The sequence below is a fragment of the Brevibacillus sp. YAE8 genome, from assembly GCF_057543335.1.
Genome location: NZ_BAAIYG010000027.1, coordinates 17,450 through 40,041, shown reverse-complemented (window position 1 = coordinate 40,041; position 22,592 = coordinate 17,450). Strand labels below are relative to the sequence as shown.

The following is a 22,592-nucleotide window of genomic DNA, read 5'->3' as shown; positions in this document are numbered from 1 at the left end:
CGTGGTCAAGCCTCCTGTCATCCCTAGCAGATGTTTGTCTGTCTCTCCTATTATCCGCAAGGCTGCCGGGGGATGCAACCGTTCCCAAGCAGGAATGTGCCTCCCTTTGTTCGAATGAAGTAAAAACGAAAACCTGGATAGGAGGAAAAAGCAAATGGCAATCACCTTGCGAAAACTGACCGAGGCGAGCGAAATCGAGCAACTAGAAACGATGGAAGGAAAAATATGGGACCCTTCGTCGGCCATTCCGTACCACATGACGCTGACGATGCACAAATTTGGCGGACTGTTCCTCGGGGCGTTTGACGGGGACGAGATGATCGGCTTTTTGTACAGCTTTCCCGGCTATACCAACGGCGAGACGCATCTCTGTTCCCACATGCTCGGCTTTTTGCCCGCGTATCGCAAGCAAGGACTCGGAGTGAAGATGAAGTGGCTGCAAAAGGAAGAAGCCAAAGCGCTGGGCCATTCCAAAATCACCTGGACGTACGACCCCCTGGAAACGGTGAACGGCGTCCTGAATATCGTCAAGCTTGGCGGAATCGTCCGCACGTATTTGCCCAACTGCTACGGCGACCTCGACGACGACTTCAACCGCGGCCTGCCGACTGATCGTTTTCTCGTCGAGTGGTTCATCGACAGCGGACGCGTGGAAGCCCGCCAGGCAGAAGGCGCACCGCGCCGTGCCTACGACGCTGCCCCTGACATTTTGCGCTATGAAATAGTCGACGGCCTTCCGGCTCCAGTCGCTTTCGACACCGCGCATGAAGAGCCTGTCTTGCTGCTTCCAGTCCCGGCCTTTTTCCAGCAGGTGAAGCAGGCGGACATGAACATCGCCTCGGCCTGGCGCGAGCAAACCGGCGAGCTGTTCACCAGCTACTTCGCCAAAGGCTACATCGTCACAGACATCGTCCGCGATGAAGCGGTTGTCAGATACGTGCTGGAGAAAAAGCCGCTGTCTGCGATACTTGGGTGAGTTGGCGTTGGGGGTGGTTTTAAACAGTCCCGCCCTTTTTGGGTAAAAGCACCCTGTCTTTTTGGCGCGTGGCAGGCGCGGTGAAAAGCGCCCTGCCCTTTTTGGCGCGTGGCAGGCGCGGTGAAAAGCGCCCTGCCCTTTTTGGCGCGGTATGCTGGCTTGTGCTTCCAACGTTCCCACCTTTTTGGCGCAGCATTCGGGCTTGTGTTCCCCACCTGCCCCCTTTTTTAGCGCGACATACACGCTTGTGTTCCCACCCTCCCCCTCTATCTGAGCGCTAACATAGCCTCTTGTGGTAAAATGAAGGATGCCCTACCCTACAACATAAAAGGACGAGAATACATGAATCGATCACAGTACGACTATGACGTTATCATTATCGGCGGCGGGCCGTCCGGGCTGATGGCCGCTGTGGCGGCGTCGAGCCGGGGAGCGCGCGTCTGCTTGGTGGAAAAAGGCGGCAAGCTGGGACGCAAGCTCATCATTTCCGGCGGCGGCCGCTGCAACGTGACCAACGCCAAGGAGCAGGACGAGCTTATCAAGCAAATGCCCGGCAACGGCCGTTTTATGTATAGTGCGCTTGCGCAATTCGGCAACCGCGACATCATTCAGTTTTTTGAGGAACTGGGCGTCGCCCTGAAGGAAGAGGACCGCGGGCGGATGTTTCCCGTCACCGATAAAGCAGTGACGGTCGCCCAAGCGTTGATCGACCGGTTGAAGCAGCAGCATGTCGACATCCGGCTGAACGCTCCCGTGAAGGAAGTTGTCTACGAAAACGGCCGAGCCGCAGGCATTTTGCTGCAATCCGGCGAAAAGCTGACAGCCTGCTGCGTCATTATCGCCGTCGGCGGCTGCTCGGTGCCGCAGACAGGCTCGACGGGAGACGGCTACGCCTGGGCCAAGGCGGCAGGCCATACGATCACGGACCTGTATCCGACAGAAGTGCCGCTCACCGCAAACGACTCCTTCATCCGCGACAAAACGCTGCAAGGACTGTCCCTGCGCGACATTACAATGACCTTGTACGCGCCGAACGGGAAAAAGATCAACACCCAGGAAGGCGATATGATTTTCACCCATTTCGGTCTGTCCGGGCCAGCCTCGCTGCGAATGGGGCACTACGTCTCCATCAGCCAGCGCAAATACGGCGCCGTCCCGCTGGCGCTCACGCTTGATCTGATGCCTGCCAAAAGCAAGGAGGAAGTCAGTGCGGAAAGCTGGAAACTACTGGAGGAACAGCCGAAAAAAGCGGTCAAAAACGTGCTCAAAGGCTACTTGCCGGAGCGAATGATTCCGCTCATCCTGTCGCTCGCCCAGATTGCCGAGGACACGACGTTGAGCCATATGAAAAAGCAGGAGTGGGCAAGTCTTGCGGGCATCATCAAAGCATTTCCGCTGACGATCACGGGAACGCTGTCCCTGGAGGAAGCTTTTATTACAGGCGGCGGCGTCAGCGTCAAGGAAATCGACCCGCGCACGATGCGCTCGAAGCTGATGGACGGCCTGTATTTTGCCGGCGAAGTCATGGACGTGCACGCCCATACCGGAGGCTACAACATTACTATCGCCTTTTCCTCGGGACATGCGGCGGGCACGCACAGCGCCGAAGAAGCTTTGGAATTTTTTTGCGAGAATAACGTTTAGGAAAACACGAATCGGGGAAACTAGGAGGCAGGTACTCTTTTTTGCGAAAGAGTAATCAGCACCTTACTCCCCCCTAGTTGTAAGGTGCTGGTTATCAGACCTTTACTCCCTTTATCTTCCCTATATGGAGCATCGCCTCGTGAGCGGTGCTTCTTTTTTTGTTGCGCAAAAAAACACCTGCCGCCCGCGAGAATCGCGTCCTCGTTGCTCGTGCGACAGGTGTTTTTGCTTGTGCTCTTATCCCTATCCGGCCAACCGGAACAAATAAGCGAAGCCAGCCAGCATAAAGGCCAGGCCGAGCAAAAAAAACGTGTTGGCCCGCTGCTTGACCCGCTGTTCATTGCCCCGGAAATACGCGTTCATCCGCGCCTGCCATCTTTTGGTGCGCGGCTGGAGCATGACGAGAACGCCCGCCGCGATCAGAAAAACGGGAAGGAGTTGCATGGATGCTCACCCCTTTTTCTTTCTGCGCAAAAGCCAGCGGTTATCCGCCTCGGCTGGCGCACCTTCCACGACGAGACGCGCCTCCTCCGCCAACTGGTAAGCTTCCGTGAAGGCCAACTGCCTGAACGCCTGCTCCGCTTTGGTCAACAGCTCATTGACGTGCCGGTTTTGCCGGCGGTAGCGGTTGGTGTACTGGATGGCTCCCTCCGCCAACTGGCAGGAGGAAATCGTCTGCTCGGCCATCCGCTCGGTTTCTACGACCAGCTCGCGCGCATCCTGAATCAAAATCGCCACTTCCTCCAGATCGTAGCGGTATTGCTCCATCACCATCTTGATCCGCCCCAAAGTCTGGACGACTTCTTCAAACATATATTTGAGCTGATCCGGAATGCCCGGCAAATAGCTTCGCTTGATCTGCTGGCGCACGCGAACGAGCGTGCTGGAGATGCGCTCCAGCTCGTCGAGGGCATCGTCCTCGGTTTCGATCAGCAAATAATCCGGCTCTTCCTCCAGATGAGGCTCCTCCAACTCCGGCTCCGCCTGACTCTTCGGAATGACCAGCTCGTATTCGGTTTCCTCTTCGTGCTCACGGCTTGCCTGCTGGGCGGGCGCATGGGGCACCGAGGTTTTCTCCGGCTTCGCAGGCCGCTTGACTGCCTGCAACAGCACAGCCCGTTCTGCCTCGCTCAACTGGTCGCTCGTCCCTGCCTCAGCATCTGCTTGTGCGGACAGATCCACCGCTTCCTCCTGCTTGCGCGCGGACAATCCTTGCGCCTCGCGCCCGAACGCTTGCGGCTCTCTGTCGATGACAAGTGGCTGCGCTGTCTCCTTGCCAGCCAGGTTCCACGCCTCCGCAGCCTGCTCGATGATCGCTGCGACCTCCGCTTCGCTGACTTCCCGTTCTTTTTCTGCCAATGCACTGTTCGCTCTTTCCGGCTCTGCCTCATCTGCGAGCGGCTCCTCTGCAAGCACAGGCGGCTTTTCCAGGGCTGGCGCCGCAGCGGCTGCTGCCTCGTGCTGAGCGAGCACGCCTTCTTCAATGCTCTGGTACGTCGTGTCAAGCAGCACGTCAAACGCCTTGGAATGAGTCATGACCATCTCCAGATTGCCCTCTTCCAGCGCGGTTTTTGCGGAGGAAAGCAACTGTTTGGCCTGCAGCAGCGCCTTGTCCAGCGAATCCTGCTTCAAGTCGAAACCGTCGCGCGTCGCCTGGCTGATTCCGTCCTCCAGTTGCTTGAACTCTTCCGGCATTTCCTTTTTCACGCGCTGCACCAGCGCCGGAATCTGCTCCATCGCTTGGCCGACCCGCTCCAGAATCTGCTGGGCCTTGAGCGTCGTATCGTAGGCGCCAATATCGTCGCCCGCCGCCCGCGACGTTTTCACGAGGTTGCGCATCGTCTCTACTTCGTCCAGCGACGCTTTCAGTTCGTGAAAAGCCAGTCCGTATTCCAGCCGCAAATCGGACAGGCGGCGCTCCATCTGCTCCACCTGCTTGCCGATCTCCGGGATGACGACCTTGTTTTCCTGTTTGGCAATCGCTACCTTTGTCGTGTCTTCCTTCAGGTCGTTCAGCTCATCCTCGATCTGCGTCAGCGTCTGCCGCGCTTCATCGAGCATGCCCAAAGCCAGGGAAAACCGGAAACGGTCGCACGCTTCCTCCGCATCCAGAATCATCATCTCCACGTCTGGAATGCGGATGCGCAGCAAGTTTTCTTTTTTGTCAGCCAGGTGGTGGTAGCGCACCTCTGTCATTCCGCTGGAGCGGCGCAACGGCTTTTCCACCTCGATGACGTTGATTTTTTCGACCAGCTCGTCCTTCCAATCCTCTACATCATCGACTTGCTTGAAGATCCCGCGGCGGCGAATCATGGCGTAGATCAGCATGACGGACAGCACCGCGAACACAGCTCCGAGCGCGTATATCCACCACGGAATGCCGCCGAGCGCGTCTTTTTCTTCCGGCTGCTCCTGCGCTGCCGCATCAGCCGCGCCAGCAGTCGTTGCAGCCTGCTTGTCGGAAAGGCTGCTCAGCTCCCGGTTCACTTCCCCGATCACAGTCTGAATGCCGGTCAAATACTGCTTCTGGTTGCGAAAAGGATCGTAGTACGACGCGATTTTGTCGTGCAACAACTCCATCGTCACGCCTTTGTTCTGCAACGCAGGCCCTGCGTACATCCCGATCTGCTCCGTGTTGTAGTCGAGCACGACCATCATCGCGTCATCAGCCAAATTGTAATTGTCAAACAGCTTCTGCGCGTACATGTCAGGGGATTCTGCTTCCGGAGCCGTGCTTTCCACCACGACAACCTTGTAGCTGCCAGGCAAGTTTTGCATCGATTTTTCAAACTTCGCCTTTTCGTCTTTTTTCAAATAGTTGTCGGCGTCCTGCACGACCTCATCGGTTTTGTCCGGAAAAGGCGTAGCGTACGCCGGATTCGTGTATAGCAACATGCCTGCCAGACAGAGCAGGAATAGTCTTCGTTTCACTTGTCAAACATCCCCTTTAGAAAACTTGGCTGCGCCAAAGCCATTGGCGGAGCCTTCGCTGCACTTGTGCAAAATAAAGTCACAGGAGAGGGCACATCCTATCCGGGCAGCAAAATCCCGCGCAAAAAGCGCATGATGGAATCGTGCAGCCATCTGGCGAACTCCTCGGAAAACGGCTCCAGGTCGTAAACCTGGCGAACCATTTGCGGTTGTAAAAACGGATATATCATCTGGCTGCTTACGGCCAGCACTATACGATCGACAGAGACAGGCAAAAAATCACCCGATGCCACGCCGCCCTCCAATACGCGCGAAAGGCCGTGCTTCCATCGGCTCATGTACAGCGTCATCACTTCACGGGCAAGCATCGACTCGACGCTCAACTCCCGGTGAACCAGCCGGGTGATCGGCGCATGCTCCATCTGGAAGCGCAAATACAACTGGATCACCTGTTCAAGTCGGTGAATGGCAGAGACATGCTCCTGCTCGGCTTCCTGTTCTTCCAGCAGCCGAAACAGCGTCTCAAAATAAGAGGCGATCAAGGTCTCCAACACTCCCTGCTTGCCCTGGAAGTGATAAGAAATCAGCGCGGAGTTCACTTTTGCTTCAGCAGCGATTTGTCTAACGGAAGTCCCTTTGTAGCCGTACGTGTCAAACAGCTTCGCGGCTGCGGACAAAATGCGCATTTTCGTCTGATCCATCGCTGGTTCCCATCCCCTTTACGCTCCGGCTTCACCAAGACCGGGAGCGACGATTGCCCAAAAGAGAAGCGACCGCGAAAATCGCAGAAGTCTCGTCTGCAAAATGCCTGATGCGGTCGCCGCAGACGCTTGGTTTCATCAGGCATCTTTCCCATTGTACCGATTATTCGACGCAAAAAGATAGACCTGTTGTTAGTTCGACAAAGTTTTCCAGTATTCCTTCTAGGAATTAAGACTCCCTCGCAAAAAAGCGCAAAGGAAAGCGGCCCGTTGTGCACATCTTCACAATGAGTAAAGACGGACAAAGTCCGCAAAGCGTTACCTCATCCTGCCTGAAAATCTTACGAGCCAAAGCAGGCGGGCACGCACCTCCGGCCCATCCGTCACAGCAGCCGCCTTCCCGCCGCTTTTGCCATCGTCCGCGCCGCTTCGCAAACCGTCCGCCTCACGGAAAAAAGACGCTCCCTGTCCGCTGACATGGAAGGTAAGCGTCTTTTTCTTTGCTTGCTTATTTGCCGCCCTCTGCCGGGGCCGGAACCGGCTTTGCCCGCCCGTAGTTTTGCAGGTAGGTCTCCACCTGGGAATGCTCTTTTACCCGCTGGTCGTTCAAGTCGTATGCGGAGCGAATCGACATCGTCATGTTGGTCGGAAGCATCGTCGTTTTGTTGTAGTAAATCGTGTACTCCGCTTCGACGTCCATCTGATCGACCAACGCCTTCACGTCCTGGGACGGTTTCGCCTGAATCGAGGTGCCTCCCTGCCGCACGCTCGCACCTGCCCAGTCCCCATCAGAAAGCTGCATCGCCAGCTTCAGCTTCGGCTTGTGCCCGGGAAACGGCCCTGCGGCAGACTGAATCCGCGAGCCGGTGGCACTCTGCTCCTGCAGTTGCGCGGCCAGCCACGCCTTCAGCTTGGCTGAATCCAGCGTGACGCCGATCGCTTCCAGATCGTCCTCGGGGTTTTCGTCCGGCAGTTGACGGATGCCTTTTTTCATCTCATCCATTTGCTGGAAACAAAAACCAGGACTCCAGTTGTCCATCTCCTGCCGCAGCGCAACGCCTTCTCCCGGTACGGGCTTCCATTTTTCCCCCTGCCCTTGCTTGGCGTACAGCTCGCTGCCCTCGCGCAAAAGGGACAAAGTCTCCACCCGCTTTTCCTCCGGGACGGAAATTTTCACATTCATATACTCCGCTTCGCCGTCTTTTCGCCCGGAAAAGTTCACCATGTTGGCATTGGCGCTGTTTGCTGTCAACAGCTTGGTCCTGCCGTAAAACGCATACGAGCTTTGGGCCGCAAACTGGTCGCGCACCTGTTCAAAGGCGGAGCTGGGGTTTTGCTTGACGCCCATCTGATTGCAGCCGGCCAAAGCCGTGCAGGCTACAGACAAAAGGCATATCGTCCAATACTTGCGCATAGGCTTCCTCCCTCGGTTACCCTTTGGCCACTTCCAGGTGGTTCAGGGTAATTGTCCCTTTTATCGTTTCCGGGGAGGAATAGGCTTATTCTGCTTGGACAGCCAATGACAGGGATTCGTCTGGCTACAGGTGGTAGTACAAAACGCCGTCTTTCTCCTTGACTTCGACCTGGTGCAAAATCGTCAGCAGATCAATGTGCCCGATCGTCTCGGAAAGCGTCAACGGCAGCTCTTTTTCGTACAGCGTAGGGAACAGCAGCGTGGTCAGCTCGTAGGCGGTTTTTTCGCCGTCGGCAAGCAGGCTGCGCAGCGTGTCTGTGCGGCTCCAGTTTTTTTGCAGCCGGGCCAAAATCAGCTCCCGATGGTCGGTGACGATCTCGCCATGGCCGGCCAGCACCCGCTCCACCTCCATGTCTGCACACATCTGCAGCGCCGTCCGGTATTGGACGAGCGTGAGCGGCCGTGCGCCCGAACGATCCCGCGGTGGTTCGATAAAGGCATTGGACGAAATATGTCCGATGATGTGGTCGCCGCCGATCATCGTTCGATCCCGCTCCCGGTACAGGGACAAGTGGCTTTGGCTGTGCCCCGGCGTGTAGAGCACCTGCCATTCCTCCAAGTTCGGCACCCGCTGCTTGTGCTTGAGCAACACGTCAATGCGGCTTGGCTCGGAGAAGGTCTTCATCAGCTTGTGAAACTTGGCGATGATGACCAGCATGTCGCTCGGCACGCCGCTTTTTTGGTACAGCTCCAGAAAAAACTGGTCGTGAAAATGCATGAAGTCCTCATCCAGCTCCACGTACGGCGCTGCTTGCGGATGGGCCAGCGTCACGGCGCCGGAGAGCTGCCGCACCTTTTCCAGTTGACCACAATGGTCAACGTGGTGGTGCGTCAGCACGATCTGCTCGATCTCCTCCACGCGGACTCCGGCAGACTGCAATCCTTCCGTCAGCGCCTGCCAGGCCTCGTCTGTCTTCGGCCCCACATCCACCAGCGTCAGCTTGTCGCCTTTTACCAAATAGACGTTGACCGCTCCGACACTGAACGGGGTGGGGATTTCCAGACTGTATATATCCGGTGTGATTTGTGTCGCCTTGGTGCGCAGTTCGCGTGTGTCCATGGGTCAACTCCTCCATCTGCCTTCAAGTTTGTTCCCTCTTTTACCGATATATCTTATACAGAAACAAATCACGCTGCAAAAAGGCATACCGAAAAGAGAAAAGAGCCATTGGTTTGGCTCTAGGCGAGTACAACCTGGTTTCTGCCAGAATTTTTTGCTTCGTACAACGCGATGTCCGCCTGGTGGAACAAGGCTTCGACGCTCAGATTGACGTCCATCTCCCTGTTCCATTTCGCAAGACCGCACGAGATCGTCACCCGCGGGGACGTCTCCTGCTCCACGCACTCCCTGATTCGCTCGGCGACAGCGCGAGCCGTTGCCTTGTCTACGCTCGGCAGGTAGACGGCGAGCTCCTCCCCGCCCCAGCGCGCCGCAATATCGCTGTCTCTGATACTGCGGCGGATGAGGTTGGCCACCTGAATCAGCACTTCGTCTCCTACCTGGTGGCCGAATGTATCGTTTACCGTCTTGAAGAAGTCGATGTCGATCAAAATCAGCGAGCCGTAGCTGTCCTTGGCAAGCGAGGCCCTGACCTGTTCGTTCAAGTAGCGTCTCGTGAACAGTCCGGTCAAGTTGTCCGTAATGACCATTCGCTCCATTTCGTTGTGCAAAACGGCATTCGTCATGGCGAGGCTTGCGTGCTGGCCGAAAATTTCGAGCAGCTTGTAGTCGTCAAAACTAAAAAAATGATAGCGGGAATCTGCGACTAGAAGCACTCCGCTAATTTCGCCCTCGACAACAAGCGGTACCCCCATGAGCGAGCAGCAGGAATAGAGTGAAAACGGCAGCGGACCCGCGCCAGGCTGAGCCAGAAGCAGCGTCTGCTTGCTTTGCATGATCTGCTGGAACGGCTTTTCGAGCGCATTGACGACGGTGCCGTTAAAGTCGGAAAGCGACGACGAGAGTATATCGAACTTGTCTTCTCCCGGCTGCTTTCGCAAAATGGCGCAAAACTCCGCGTCGAATGTCGCCTGCATCATTTCCGTCACAAAATCGAGAATTTCCTTCAAATCAAGACTTTTGTTAAGCTGTCTAGCCATTTCGTTGATGAGGCGCAACTCGCGGATCAGATTGCGCGATTGCTGGTACAGTTGCGCATTTTCAAAAGCGGTGCCTGCTGTGTCGGCCAAGATGGAAATGTAGTCCTTCTCGTGTTGGCTCAACGAAATCGGCTGCTCCGAAGTCACCTGCAAAACGCCGTAGATGCCTTGCTTGCCCAACAGCGGCGCGGCAATCACGGTCGCCCGCTGCTCGCCTTCCCCTACTTCTTCCGCGATCAAGCGGCCTTCCAGGTACGCTTTCGTGCTGGTGGACGGCTCCACCTCCTGGAACGACAACTGCTTGACAGGCGTAGTAGCATTCGGCTCCACCGTCAGGAACAGCTCGACCGAGAAATACGGATACAGGCTCGGGATGCTGGTGACGATCTCGTGGAGAACGTCATTGACGTCAATCGATGCCTGAATCTTTGACATGAGCTGGTAGAGCAAATCTTTTTTGCTCGCTTCGCGGCGCAAATCGTCAGACATGATCGCGCGCCAGAGCGCACAGCTCGCCTTTTCCGCAATCTCCTGCAGGAAAGCGACGTCCCGGATATCGTAGAAGCAGTCCTGCTCCTCGGGCGGCAGGTGCAAAAACAGGGCGTACAGCGGAACCGCGTTCAGGCTTACCGGAACGACGATGACCCGGTGGTTGTCCAGCGCCATCGGCGTGACTGGCTTATTCCCCATGCGCATGACCAATTGGGCGATATGAGCCTGACCTTGCTCCGCTTCTTGCGTCGTGACGCAATCCTGGGGGATCAGCACTCCCTCCTCGGAGAGCTTCACCGCCGAGCAATAACCTTTTGAAATAATGCTGCTGATTTGTCTCGTCAGGCTGGTCAGCAAATCCCGCGCGGTGTCGTGCAAGGTCAAATCGGTGACGATCTGGCTGGTTGCGTGCTGGATGTACGCATCGTAGCCCATGCGGATGAGCGGCTCTAATCCCCGCATGTAGCCCCGCAAATCGAAATCAATCTCTTTTTGCGGGATGAGCATGCCAATGACGGCGCGGACACTGCCGTCATGCTCCTTCAGCGGAAACGCTCCGCAGACGAGCTCGCTTTCGTTTTTGGCCTTGACGACAATCTCCTTCGTGCCGAGCGCTTCCAAAACATAATCGCAGACTTCCCCGGTCTGGACATACTGGCGCGCCGCCATAGACAGAGAGTTTCCAGATTGACTATCATGCATGTCCATGAAGTTGATTACACGGCCCCCGGAATCTGTCAAGAAAAGGATGCCTGGGCGCTTTTCCGGCCAAGATTGTATGATAAAATGGGCCGTGTAGGAAAAGACCGTCTCTAACTTCCCCAACATTTTACTTGACACGAGAAACTCCCTCTCTCAGCATTTTCTCAAGCTTCCAAATGGTCAGTATCATTTACCTGGAGCACTTCCCACCTGCGATCGGCATAGCGGAAAACGGAAATTCCCGTGTTGTCGATGCGCGTAATGCCAGTTCCCTGCTCCCCTGCTGTTACGTAGTGCAAAAAGCTGTTGATGAGACCGCCGTGCGATACCACCACAATTGCCTCATTCTGATGCTTCGCTGCCAGTTCGGTCAGAGCGGCCACCGCACGCCGCTGCATGTCCTCGAATGTCTCGATGCCGCAGGAAGCCTCGTCCTGATTTTCAAAGCGCGCGCGAATCTCCTCGTAGGTAAGCCCCTCCCACTGCCCGTAGCAACGCTCGCGCAAGGTAGGATGCGTGCCTACGGAAATGGAGAAATTTTCCGCAATTTTCGCAGCGGTCTCACGCGCGCGACTTAAATCACTGGAATAAACAGCGTGAATCTTCTCGCGCCGGAAGCGTCCGGCTACCAGCTCTGCCTGTCGCATGCCGAGCTCGTTCAAAGCGATATCGCTGTGTCCCTGAATGCGCCGAATCTGATTCCACTGTGTCTCTCCGTGGCGAACGAGGTACATGATGGTTTCCAAAACGCAATAGCTCCTTTTCTGTGAAAACCGCCCTTCGCAGCCTGCAGGTCTGACGCCGAGCGGAGATTTATTCGAAAAATAGAGATGACCGCTTGCGGTCAATCAAACAGTCAAGGCTGTCTTTTTCAAGTTGAGATGGATAAGTACTACTTAATTATATAAGATGGTTGTTCACAATTCTAGTTTGATCCGTTAACATTTGGTACAAAATTCCTATCTTTCTTGCCTGTTCGCAAAATCGCTCTCTATTTTTTCTCAGGGTGAAATGAAACGATTTCGCTTTTCCCCTCGTCAGAGGTTGTAAGCAAATGCTACTACACCTCGGGGGGAATCTTTCATGAAGCCTTGGATGATCCGATCCAGCTCATTCGTATTGACAGCAAGCCTGCTGCTTCCGCTTGCACAAGCACACGCCCAGTCGCCGGAAGCTGCCACGAGCAAAATGGTCAACAGCACGCAAATGGACAAGGCGACCTTGGCTGCCACGAGCAAGGTGAAGCTGTCGAAAGAAGCGGCGCTGACCCTTGCAGCCAAGCTTGTACCCACCAGCGGGCTTACGCTGACAAACGTGTCGTTCCGTTCGGCTGACGGCTGGCGCTCGTTCCCGGAATGGTCGTTCGGCTGGAACAAAAAGGACCCGAACAACGAAAAAGTACTCCTGTCCTACAGCGTCAGCATCAACGCCAACACCGGGGAGCTGACCTCCTATTCCCACTACGACCAAAGCCGGAACAACCTGCCTTACGCCAAACGGGTGTCCTATGCCGACGCCCGCACAGCGGCAGAGCAGTTTTTGCAAAAGCACAACCCGGGCAAAGCCGCAGAAACCCGTCTCTACCTGCGCGAGCTGCCCGAGCCGAAAACGCCGCTTTCTGCCGACGTCTCCTACACGTTCCGCTTCGTCCGGGTCGTAGACGACGTGCTATTCCCGGACAACGGGGCGGACATCACCGTCAATGGCGCAGGCGTCGTCAGCGATTTTTCCTTGTCGTGGAACGACGTGAAGTTCGAGAAGCCAGACAAGCAAATTTCGTTGGAGGAAGCGGAGAAGCTGTTCCAGGAGCAGGCAGACCCGAAGCTTTCGTACCTGCTTCCGTGGAAGCGAACCGGCGCTGAGAAAAACACCGTCACGCTCGGCTATACCAATCCGTTTACGTTCTACCTCGACGCCCAGAGCGGAAAAGCGTTGAACCAATCGCTCTCGCCCCGCAGCGAAAGCAACGAGCCTGTCGCGGTCAGCAGCAAGCCGCTTTCCCCGCGCCGCTCGGGAGGAGCGCTCAGCCAGGAGGAAGCCATCGCCTGGGCGGCCAAGACGTTTGACCTTGGCAACTACGAGCTGCGCTCCGCCAACTACAGCGAGCGAGACTACCAGGGCAACCGTTCCGTCTGGAATCTCGAATACACGGAAAAAGGCAAGGAAAAGGATGGCTACGTCTTTGTCGCCTTTGACGCTGTCACCGGCGACGTTTACTCGTACAGCAAAGACCGGCCGCTGCGCAAAGAGGAAGAAAAGCCCGCCAAGACGGTCGACCCGAAAAAGCTGCAAGCAGCGGCAATGGAAACGATCCGCAAATGGACGCCGACCTCGGCCCACCAGTTGTACCTGGTCGAACGCGACGAGGAAGGCGTAGAACTGTTAAAATCCAGCCGTTACCGGATCACGCTGGAACGGTACATCGACGGAATCGCGGCTGCCAGCGGCTCGGCCTACCTCAATTACGACGCGCAGACAGGCGAACTTTTGTCCTACAGCGCTGACTTTGGCAGCGAAACGTACCCTGCCAAAGTACCTAAACATCTGTCTGGCGACGAAGCCGTCCAGGCGTGGTGGAAGGAGTCGGAGGCAGAAGCGGTGTACGCCCTGGAGCCGCTCAGCGAGGAAGACAACAAAAAGGTACAGGAGCAGCCATCCTACATTCCGAAAAGGACGGCGAAGCTCGTTTACCGCGTAACGTCCACGCCGTTTGAGCAGCCTTACTACCTCGATGCGGCTACAGGCGAGTGGCGCTCTACTGCATCCGGAAAAGTGCTCAACCTGCACCGCCAGGCACCGCTCGACCTCAAGGGCCATCCGGCCGAGAAGGAACTGCTTTTGATGTACGAATACGATGCGCTCTCGCTGGAGGATGGCAAAATCTTGCCGCAAAAGCCGATCACACGCGGCGAAATGATCGAAATGCTGATGATTAGTCTGAACCAGGGACGCCACTACCCGATGTACTCCCTGGAGCGCAAGGCGACCTACAGCGACGTGGCAAACGGCTCGCGCTTCTTCTCTGCCGTCGAAGGCGCCGTGGACCGCGGCCTTTTGGACAAAAACGCTTCCAAGCTGAACCCGGATGAGCCGATCACCCGCGAAGAACTGGCCGACATGATCGTGCGCGCGCTCGGCTACAACAAGCTGGCGGACTACCCTGGCATGTTCCAGTCGCCGCTCACCGACATCGGCAACGCCAAGCATCGCGCTTCGATTATTATCGCTACGACACTGGGCATCGTGCCGACCGACAAGACGAAGTTCCAGCCGCAGGGCGCGGTGTCGCGGGCGGATGCAGCCGTTACGTTTACCCGCTTCCTGGAAAAACGCGGCAACGCAGATACGGAGTCGGTCTTCATCCGGGATTAAACGGGAGCAACGAGGAACAGCGCCATTTCTTCCATGAATGGCGCGTTTCTTTTCTCTTGACTTATCCATACCTCGCCTAGTATGATTGATTGTATGTGTACAGGGTAGCATTGATTGTAGGTAAAAACGGAAGGATGTACCCTCTTAGTTCCCTCCCTTTACAGACTGCGGCTGAATATCTGTGAGGAGCACGATGCGGAAACGCTACCGTCCGAAGTTCGTGTAGATAAAGTAGGAACTAACCTGCCGGAAGTAAACACCTACGAATCCAATTTAAAGGAGACTGAATACATGTCACGTTACACAGGACCTCGCCACAAACTGGCTCGTCGTCTGGGCATCTCCCTCGACGGTACAGGAAAAGACATCAAGCGCAACTTCCCTCCGGGCCAACACGGTCACAACAACCGTCGTAAACTGTCCGAGTACGGAATCCAACTGCAAGAAAAGCAAAAACTGCGCCACATGTTCGGCCTTAACGAAAAACAATTCCGCCGCACTTTCGACCAAGCTAGCAAAATGGCTGGCGTAGTCGGTGAAAACTTCATGAAATTGCTGGAATCCCGCCTGGACAACCTGGTGTACCGCATGGGCTTTGCTCCAACTCGCCCTGCTGCTCGTCAGTTGGTAAACCATGGTCACTTCCTGGTAAACGGCAAAAAAGTGAACATCCCATCCTACCGCGTACAACCGGGCGATGTGATTTCCATCCGTGAAAAGTCCCGTGGTCTGCAACTGATTAAGGACTCTCTGGAAAGCCGTAACTTCCTGCCAAACTACATCTCTTTCAACGATGCTGCTGCTGAAGGTACTTACACTCGTCTGCCAGACCGTGAAGAAATGCCTTCCGAAATCAACGAAGTTCTGATCGTTGAGTTCTACAGCCGTTAATCGTCTGAAAACAAAAAGAGCAGTGCCGCCCGTCGGCCTGCTCTTTTTTATTTGTCCGGATTCCTTTGCCGCTGAAAGCGGGCAGCTTTTCCTTTTCGGACATTTTGCCTACTCTAGCTCCCCTCTCCCGGGTCGCCTCATGACACCGGGTAGTAAATCAGCATGCTGACCTGGGCCAGCCCCTTCCCCTGATTGCGATAGCTGTGCGGTCTGTCGGCCTTGAAGCGGATCGAATCGCCAGCGTGCAACGTATGTGTTTCTTCCTGGATCGCAACCGTCAACTCCCCGGAAAAAACAGTCAAAAATTCTTCCGTCCCCTCTCTGTGCGCCCCGGAGCTTAACAATCCACCCTCCTCGATCTCGACCGTGTACAGCTCAAAGCGCTTGTCCGCCTCAAAAGGAAAAGCGGGATAAATCCGGTATGCCCCGGCCTGCTCGTCCGTCAAAGCCTGCACCTCTGCCTTGCGCACTACCGTCGTGTCCGGCTGCGGCTTTTGGATGAGCGAGGTAAAGGAGATTTTCAAGCCGTTGGCAATTTTCCACAGCGTCGTGATCGTCGGACTCGATTCGCCCCTTTCGATCTGGCCGATCATCGTCTTGCTCACGCCGCTCAGCTCCGCCACCTTTTCCAGACTTAGCTTCTGCTTTTCCCGTATCTCTCTTACATTTTTGGCCAGCACTCGCTGAATGTCTTCCATGGCGCCAAAACCTCCCGTGTACAATATAACGACCGGATTGTAAAATAAAACGCATACAACATAACGACCTATACGGTCATTATAGCACACGATAGAGGAGGGAGATTCACGATGCCTGTCTTGTCCTTTTTGCTTTTTGTATTTGTGTCCCACTTCACGCCTGGTCCCAACAACATCATGGCAATGGTGTTCGCCAACAAGTACGGCCTGAAAAAGACTGTCCGCTTTTGCCTCGGCGTGAGCAGCGGATTTTTGGCCCTCATCTTGCTGTGCAGCTTTTTTCACCTGCTGCTCACGAGCTACATCCCTACGGTTACGCCTTATTTGACCTTTTTCGGCGTCTTGTACATGTGGTATTTGGCGTTCAAAATGCTCACCAGCATCCGCGGGGAGGAAAACAGCGAAGCGGACGCCAAAAACATGTTTGCGACAGGCGTCCTGCTACAGTTCGTCAATCCGAAAGGGGTGCTGTACGGGCTGAGCGTCGTCGGCACGTTCATCCTGCCCTACTTTTCCACGGCGACCAGCCTGCTCGGCGCCGCAGGCTTTGCCAGCTCGTTTTGCTGGAGCTTGTTTGGCTCCCTTTTTCAAAATGTTTTGTCCAGGCACAAGCGCGCCTTTCACGTCGCGATGGCCCTGCTGCTGGTGCTCAGCTCGGTTTTGCTGCTCGTGTAGCCCCCTACGCTTCAACAGTTTTTGACACATTGTGACGCGGCGCGGAACTTCTCGATTGTCCCTTTCATCGCTTCTACCCTCAAGGTTCCTCGTATGGTATAATCAGGAGGTATGCTAGGGGGTCGTAGACTATGTCGAATAACCACACATCTTCCTCTGAACCGTCGAAAAAAAAGCGACGCCGTAGCCGTGGCAGACTGATATGGGTCATCGTTCAGATGGTGTTTCTGCTTGGACTCATGGGAGCTGCTGTCGCCGGAGGAATCGTGACAGGTTATGTTGCCGCACTCGTGAAGGACGAGCCAGTGCGCAGCAAGGAGGAACTGGAGGACAAAATTTTCACCAATTATCTGACTGGATTCGCCTACTACAACGACGGCTCTCTCATCGGCCAACTGCGGGCTGAGGAAGGCGACCGGCGCTTGGTGAAAAAAGCAGACGTTTCTCCTTATTTAATTAACGCCATTATTGCAACAGAAGACAAAAACTACTACCACCATTCAGGCGTTTCCTTCCAGTCCACGCTACGCGGGGCGATTCAGGAATTTACCAACCAACCTGTCGTGACAGGCGGTAGTACGATTACGCAGCAGCTTGTAAAAAATACGATCCTCTCCGCTGAAGTGAGCCACACCCGCAAAGCGCGGGAAATTTTCAGCGCCATCCGGATCGAGCGCATGTTTTCCAAGGACCAGATTTTGGAAGCCTACATGAACGAAATCTACTTCGGAAAAAACGCCAACGGCTCGAACGTTTACGGCGTTCAGGCGGCCGCCAAAGGGATTTTTGGCAAGGATGTAAAGGAATTGAACCTGAGCGAAGGCTCTTATCTCGCGGGCATGATTCAAAACCCTGGCGCCTACTCGCCATTCCGCGCCGAGAGCTACCAGCGCGGCAAGGAACGCCAGAAAATGGTGCTCGACCGCATGCTGGAAAACGGCTACATCACGCAGGCGCAATACGACGACGCGCTCAAAGCCGATCTGAAGGCGCAGGTGGCCAAGCCTACCCAGCAGGCGTATCGCGAAGTTCCGTTTTTGATGATGGAGATCGAGGAGCGGGCCGCCCGTCAGCTCGTCGATGCCGATCTCGCGGAAAAAGGGCGCGACAAGTCGACTATCGGGCGCAACGAATACCGCCAACTGGTCGAGGACAAGCGCCGCGACATTTTGCGCAAAGGCTACAAAGTGCACACGACGATTGACAAAAACGTCTACAGCATCATGCAGGCCGTCGCGGCCGACCCGAAAAACTTCGGGAAAAACCGCACCTACACGATCCGCCGCTCGAACGGCAAGACGGAAAAAATCGAGAACGCGCTGGAAGAAGTCGGCGCCATGCTGATCCACAACAAAACGGGAGCGATCCTGGGGATGATTGGCGGACGCGACTTCTCGGTCGAGCAGACGAACCACGCAACGGTTCCTCGCCAGCCTGGTTCGGCCATGAAGCCGCTGGCGGCGTACGCTCCGGCCTTTGAGCTGGGACTTTTGCAGCCAGCCTCGCCAATCGACGACGCACCTGTGCTGCTCGCCGACGGCCAGAACGGCTCTCACCTGCCGAAAAACTGGAACAACAAATGGCAAGGGATCATGAGCGCGCGGGAAGCGCTGCGGATGTCCTGGAACATCCCGGCGATCAAGACGTATTTGAAGGTCGGAATCCCTACCGCGCTGGAGTACGTCAAGAAAATGGGCATCACCACGCTGGTCGACGCAGACAACTACGCTGCGACAGGCGTAATCGGCGGACTTACATACGGAACGACGGCAGAGGAAATGACCAATGCCTACGCCACGTTTGCCAACCACGGCTCGTTCGTGGACGCCTACCTCATCGACCGGATCGAGGACAGCCAGGGCAAAGTGATCTACCGTCACGAAGCCCAACCCGTGCAAGTGTACAGCGAACAAACCGCTTATTTGATTACGGACATGATGCGTTCCGTCGTCAATGCCGGAACAGGTACGCACATCCGCAAATTCGTTCCGCGCAAGGTCGACGTGGCAGGTAAAACCGGGACTACGAACAACAGCAACGATTTGTGGTTCGTCGGCTACACGCCGGAGCTGTCCATGGGTGTCTGGGTCGGCTTTGACGAACCGTACCCAATGCCGGACGCAGACAAATACGTGCCGATGGTCGTCTGGGGCAAGGTCATGAAGGAAATTATCGAAAAGCACCCACACCTGTCTCCTCCTGACGCTACGTTCCAGAAGCCGTCGGGGATCGTCACGGCGACAGTCGACTCCAAATCCGGGCTGCTGCCAAGCGAGCTGTCCAAGCAGGCGGGGCATTTGATTACCGATCTGTTCAACCGCCGCTTCGTTCCGACGAAGGTGGACGACTCGCACCAAAAAGCGCGCCTGATTACGTACAACGGCGAGCGCTATCTGGCGAAGGAAGGCACTCCGGACGATTTCGTAACCGAAGGCATCTTCTACCGCTCCCCTGATCCGCTCCCTTCCAAGGAGCAGATTCAGGCCAAAAACAAAAGCGTTGCCGTCCAGCCGCCAGATTGGGAACAACGTCTGCCGGACAAGGAAGACCCGCGCACAGAGGTCGGCGGAACGCCAGCCGCTCCAGGCGGCGTCGTCGCAAGCGGCTCCGGCAAGCAGATCGCGCTTTCCTGGCAGTCGGCAAAAGAGCCTGACCTGGTAGGATACCGCATCTACCGCGCCGATGCGCAAAACGGCTTCGTCAAAATCGCCACGGTCAAAGATCCGGCTGAGCTGACTTTCACCGATACGACCGCAAGCCAAAGCGACGTAGGCTACTATGTCACAGCGGTCGACATCGCCGGAAACGAATCTTCGCCGTCTGCCATCGCTTCTGTCGGCGCCCAGACGTGGGAGATTCCAGGCGCAAATCCGGGCACGACGCCGACTGACAACAGCGGAAACGGCCAAACCACTCCTGGCCCATCAGGGTCGGGAGACGGCGGAAACGGCAATTCGAACTCCAATGCGGGCTCGAATACGAACAGCCCGTCTGCCGCGCCGCCTTCCGCTCCGAAATCGCTGTCGATCAAAACGAGCGGAAACAGCGTGAAGCTGTCCTGGAAAGGCAACAGCCAAGCGGAGCAGGTCATCGCCTATAACGTGTATTTCAGCCCCGATGCGGCAAGCGGCTATTTGCTGCTCGACACGGTATCCGCCACGAGCTATACTCACACGGCATCTGTGCCGAACGGCAGCTACTACATCACCGCCGTCAACAGTTACGGAGAATCGCCACATTCGAACAACGTAACAGCAACCACCACAGAATAGACTAAGGTAAGGAAGAATCAGCAGAGATGGTTACAATCGCCATCTCTCTTTTTCTACAAGCATTAGGGGGGGAACCGATGGAACACGTCAAACGCTATCACTCTGCGAGCATGGTCGTGAACGGAAAAGAACTGCTTATCGAAGGACCGATTACAGGGAGATATTTGGCTGACTTGCGCTTCGATGAAGGACTCAAGGCATTTCGCATCCCCGAGCAACAGCATGAGGCCCTGATTGAAATAGCGGATCTCCCGGAAGGCCGCATCATCATCGCCCGGGAAGGGGACCTTGTGCTCGGCTACGTCACCTTCCTCCACCCCGATCCGCTGGAACGCTGGTCCATGGCCAAACTGCCCGATCTGCTGGAGCTTGGCGCCATCGAAATCAGCCACAAGGTACGGGCTGGCGGCGTAGCCAAGAAACTGCTTGAAGTCGCCTTTATGGATGACGCCATGGAAGACTACGTCATTATTACGACCGAGTATTACTGGCATTGGGATTTGAAAGGAACGGGACTCGATGTGTGGCAGTACAGAAAGGTCATGGAAAAAGTAATGGGCAGCGTCGGACTGACCTGGATGGCGACAGACGATCCGGAAATATGCTCGCACCCCGCCAACTGTCTGATGGCCAAAATCGGAAAACGAGTTCCTGCTGAAACAATCGTCGCTTTTGATGCCATGCGCTTTCAGAATCGCTTTCTTTATTAGTCTGGACATCTTTTCCATAGGATGCAAGGAGGCCCTCATTCATGCGCGTAGAAGATATCATGCGAAAAAACGTCGTTTCCATTCAGCCTGCGACTACCATCGGAGAATCCCTACTGCTGCTCAAAGCCAATCGCATCAGGCATTTGCCCGTCATTGAAAATGACATGCTGGTCGGCATCGTCTCAGACCGCGATCTGCGCGATGCCCTTCCCTCCCGCCTGCTTACCCATGATGACGACGACACCGTCCTGCACAAGCCTGTGGCTGACATCATGCAAAAACAGGTCATCACCGCCCACCCGCTTGACTTCATCGAAGACGCCGCCCTGCAAATTTACGAGCATAAAATCGGTTCGCTGCCGATCGTGGAAGGAAGCCGCCTGGTCGGGATTGTGACGGAATCCGACCTGTTTTCCAGCCTGATTGAGCTGTTCGGCGTCAACAAGCCCAGCTCCCATATCGAGGTAGAAGTAGAAGATCGCGTCGGCATGCTGGCAGAGGTCAGCCAGGTGTTTCGCGAAGCCCAGGTCAACGTCACCAGCGTCATTGTGTTTCCAGGCAAAAACCCCGGGAAAAAGAACCTGGTCTTCCGCGTCCAGACGATTGATCCGCGCGTCGTGACCCAATTGCTGCTGCAAAGAGGCTTTGACGTCATCGGACCGACAGACGGGGGGGTACTCCTGTGAGCCGGAACGCTCGTCTGATCTACTCCCCCGACTACACGAAGTATTACTTTCACGATGACCACCCGTTTAATCAGCGCCGTCTGCTGCTCATGCACGATCTGATGAGCAGCTACGGCCTGCTCACAGAGTCAGACTTGCTGGCGCCGCGCATGGCAACGGACGACGAGCTCGCCCTCGTCCACGACAGGCGCTACATCGAGTTCGTCCGCGAGCAGGGGCACAGCGAAGCAGAGCTGCCGCAGGCGATGAGCTACGGCCTTGGCACCGAGGACGTCCCCTGTTTTCGGAATATGCACGAATCGGCTGCCCTCATTGTCGGAGGGACGCTGAATGCCGTCGATGCTGTCATGCAAGGAGAGGCAGCGCACGCCTTCAATCCGGCGGGCGGGCTGCACCACGCTTTTCGCGGACGCGCTTCCGGCTTTTGCATCTACAACGACTGCTCCGTCGCCATCGCCTATTTGCGCAAGCATTGGAATGCCCGCGTCATGTACATCGACACGGATGCGCATCATGGCGACGGCGTCCAATGGGCGTTTTACGATGATCCTAATGTCCTGACCGTTTCCATCCATGAGACGGGAAAATACCTGTTTCCAGGAACGGGCAATCTGTCGGAACGCGGGGATGGAAGCGGTTACGGATTTTCCGTCAATGTCCCGCTCGACGCCTTCACGGAAGACGATTCGTTTTTGGAGGTATACGAGGAGCTGGTAGCCAAGCTGGCGCACGGCTTCAAGCCGGACGTGATCTTGACGCAAAACGGCTGCGATGCGCATACGTTTGATCCGCTGACGCACCTCTCCTGCTCGATGAAAATTTACCAGTCGATTCCCCGGCTTGCCCATCGGCTCGCCCATGAGTATTGCGACGGCCGCTGGATCGCGGTAGGCGGCGGGGGCTACGACATTTGGCGGGTCGTGCCGCGAGCGTGGACGCTGCTTTGGAGCGAAATGAGCGATCAGCCGCTGGAAGACGGCGACCTGCCGCCCGGCTGGCTTCAGCGCTGGCAGCCGCAGACTGATTTGCAGTTGCCGCTGCGCCTGTTTGACGAACCGTTTCCGGCGATTCCCCGCCGGGCGGAGATTACCGAAAAAAACCGGATTACTCTGGAGCGGGCAATTCTGTACGCGCCGACTGGAGCAGGCAAATGAGTTTGCTTGCTCTTTTTTTGCTCTCCTGTGCGTGGCAAGAGGCAAGAGGGAACAAAAAAAGCGGGCAGACCGCGCATCCCCTTGCGATGCCGTTCTTCCCGCTTCTTCGTTTTT

17 protein-coding genes are annotated in these 22,592 nt (G+C 55.9%); 9 read left to right on the top strand and 8 right to left on the bottom strand.

Annotation, left to right across the window (positions count from 1 at the left end):
- Positions 1-154 precede the first annotated feature (154 nt).
- On the top strand, positions 155-976 hold the full coding sequence (locus tag AC27IT_RS22450) for a GNAT family N-acetyltransferase (RefSeq protein WP_290426134.1): 822 nt from the start codon (positions 155-157) through the stop codon (positions 974-976).
- Positions 977-1,318: 342 nt separating this feature from the next.
- Positions 1,319-2,620 (top strand): BaiN/RdsA family NAD(P)/FAD-dependent oxidoreductase, encoded by a 1,302-nt coding sequence (locus tag AC27IT_RS22445; RefSeq protein WP_005828173.1) that lies wholly within the window; start codon positions 1,319-1,321, stop codon positions 2,618-2,620.
- A 243-nt stretch (positions 2,621-2,863) separates the two neighbouring features.
- Here the strand turns inward: AC27IT_RS22445 and AC27IT_RS22440 are convergent, their stop codons facing one another.
- From AC27IT_RS22440 to AC27IT_RS22410, 7 genes are all read right to left on the bottom strand, one after another.
- Entirely contained in the window at positions 2,864-3,064 is a 201-nt protein-coding gene (locus AC27IT_RS22440; RefSeq protein WP_005828171.1) for a hypothetical protein, read from the bottom strand.
- Between the two features lie 6 nt (positions 3,065-3,070).
- On the bottom strand, positions 3,071-5,551 hold the full coding sequence (locus tag AC27IT_RS22435) for a septation ring formation regulator EzrA (protein WP_283858022.1): 2,481 nt from the start codon (positions 5,549-5,551) through the stop codon (positions 3,071-3,073).
- Between the two features lie 98 nt (positions 5,552-5,649).
- Positions 5,650-6,252 carry a forespore capture DNA-binding protein RefZ gene (gene refZ, locus AC27IT_RS22430; RefSeq protein WP_007783223.1) on the bottom strand — a complete coding sequence of 201 codons (603 nt, stop codon included), beginning with the start codon at positions 6,250-6,252 and terminating at the stop codon, positions 5,650-5,652.
- A gap of 508 nt (positions 6,253-6,760) precedes the next feature.
- Entirely contained in the window at positions 6,761-7,666 is a 906-nt protein-coding gene (locus AC27IT_RS22425) for a hypothetical protein (RefSeq protein ID WP_005828164.1), read from the bottom strand.
- Between the two features lie 124 nt (positions 7,667-7,790).
- Complete coding sequence (locus tag AC27IT_RS22420) at positions 7,791-8,786, bottom strand: MBL fold metallo-hydrolase (RefSeq protein WP_007783218.1); 996 nt, start codon at positions 8,784-8,786, stop codon at positions 7,791-7,793.
- A 119-nt stretch (positions 8,787-8,905) separates the two neighbouring features.
- Positions 8,906-11,146 (bottom strand): sensor domain-containing diguanylate cyclase, encoded by a 2,241-nt coding sequence (locus AC27IT_RS22415; RefSeq protein ID WP_025843927.1) that lies wholly within the window; start codon positions 11,144-11,146, stop codon positions 8,906-8,908.
- A 38-nt stretch (positions 11,147-11,184) separates the two neighbouring features.
- Positions 11,185-11,766, bottom strand: a complete 582-nt coding sequence (locus tag AC27IT_RS22410; protein WP_005828158.1) for a histidine phosphatase family protein — start codon at positions 11,764-11,766, stop codon at positions 11,185-11,187.
- Positions 11,767-12,103: 337 nt separating this feature from the next.
- Here AC27IT_RS22410 and AC27IT_RS22405 point away from each other — a divergent pair, with 337 nt between their 5' ends.
- Both AC27IT_RS22405 and rpsD read left to right on the top strand, forming a co-directional pair.
- A complete protein-coding gene (locus AC27IT_RS22405) occupies positions 12,104-14,392 on the top strand; it encodes an S-layer homology domain-containing protein (protein ID WP_122952677.1) in 2,289 nt (762 codons plus the stop codon).
- A 291-nt stretch (positions 14,393-14,683) separates the two neighbouring features.
- Positions 14,684-15,283 (top strand): 30S ribosomal protein S4, encoded by a 600-nt coding sequence (gene rpsD, locus AC27IT_RS22400; protein ID WP_005828154.1) that lies wholly within the window; start codon positions 14,684-14,686, stop codon positions 15,281-15,283.
- Between the two features lie 137 nt (positions 15,284-15,420).
- Here the strand turns inward: rpsD and AC27IT_RS22395 are convergent, their stop codons facing one another.
- The gene (locus AC27IT_RS22395) at positions 15,421-15,981 is read right to left on the bottom strand and encodes a helix-turn-helix domain-containing protein (protein ID WP_005828152.1); all 561 of its coding nucleotides are present in this window, start codon (positions 15,979-15,981) and stop codon (positions 15,421-15,423) included.
- Positions 15,982-16,092: 111 nt separating this feature from the next.
- Between AC27IT_RS22395 and AC27IT_RS22390 the strand changes: the two genes are divergently transcribed.
- The 5 genes from AC27IT_RS22390 to AC27IT_RS22370 all read left to right on the top strand — a co-directional run bounded on the left by AC27IT_RS22390 (position 16,093) and on the right by AC27IT_RS22370 (position 22,478).
- On the top strand, positions 16,093-16,656 hold the full coding sequence (locus AC27IT_RS22390; RefSeq protein ID WP_025843925.1) for a LysE family transporter: 564 nt from the start codon (positions 16,093-16,095) through the stop codon (positions 16,654-16,656).
- Positions 16,657-16,787: 131 nt separating this feature from the next.
- Entirely contained in the window at positions 16,788-19,928 is a 3,141-nt protein-coding gene (locus tag AC27IT_RS22385; protein WP_025843924.1) for a penicillin-binding protein 1A, read from the top strand.
- Between the two features lie 77 nt (positions 19,929-20,005).
- Positions 20,006-20,638 (top strand): hypothetical protein, encoded by a 633-nt coding sequence (locus AC27IT_RS22380; RefSeq protein ID WP_005828146.1) that lies wholly within the window; start codon positions 20,006-20,008, stop codon positions 20,636-20,638.
- A gap of 41 nt (positions 20,639-20,679) precedes the next feature.
- Positions 20,680-21,324, top strand: a complete 645-nt coding sequence (locus AC27IT_RS22375) for a CBS and ACT domain-containing protein (protein WP_025843923.1) — start codon at positions 20,680-20,682, stop codon at positions 21,322-21,324.
- Positions 21,321-22,478, top strand: coding sequence for an acetoin utilization protein AcuC (locus AC27IT_RS22370; protein WP_005828143.1), 1,158 nt, complete (start codon positions 21,321-21,323; stop codon positions 22,476-22,478). The genes AC27IT_RS22375 and AC27IT_RS22370 overlap by 4 nt, the downstream gene beginning before the upstream one ends.
- Positions 22,479-22,592: the final 114 nt, after the last annotated feature.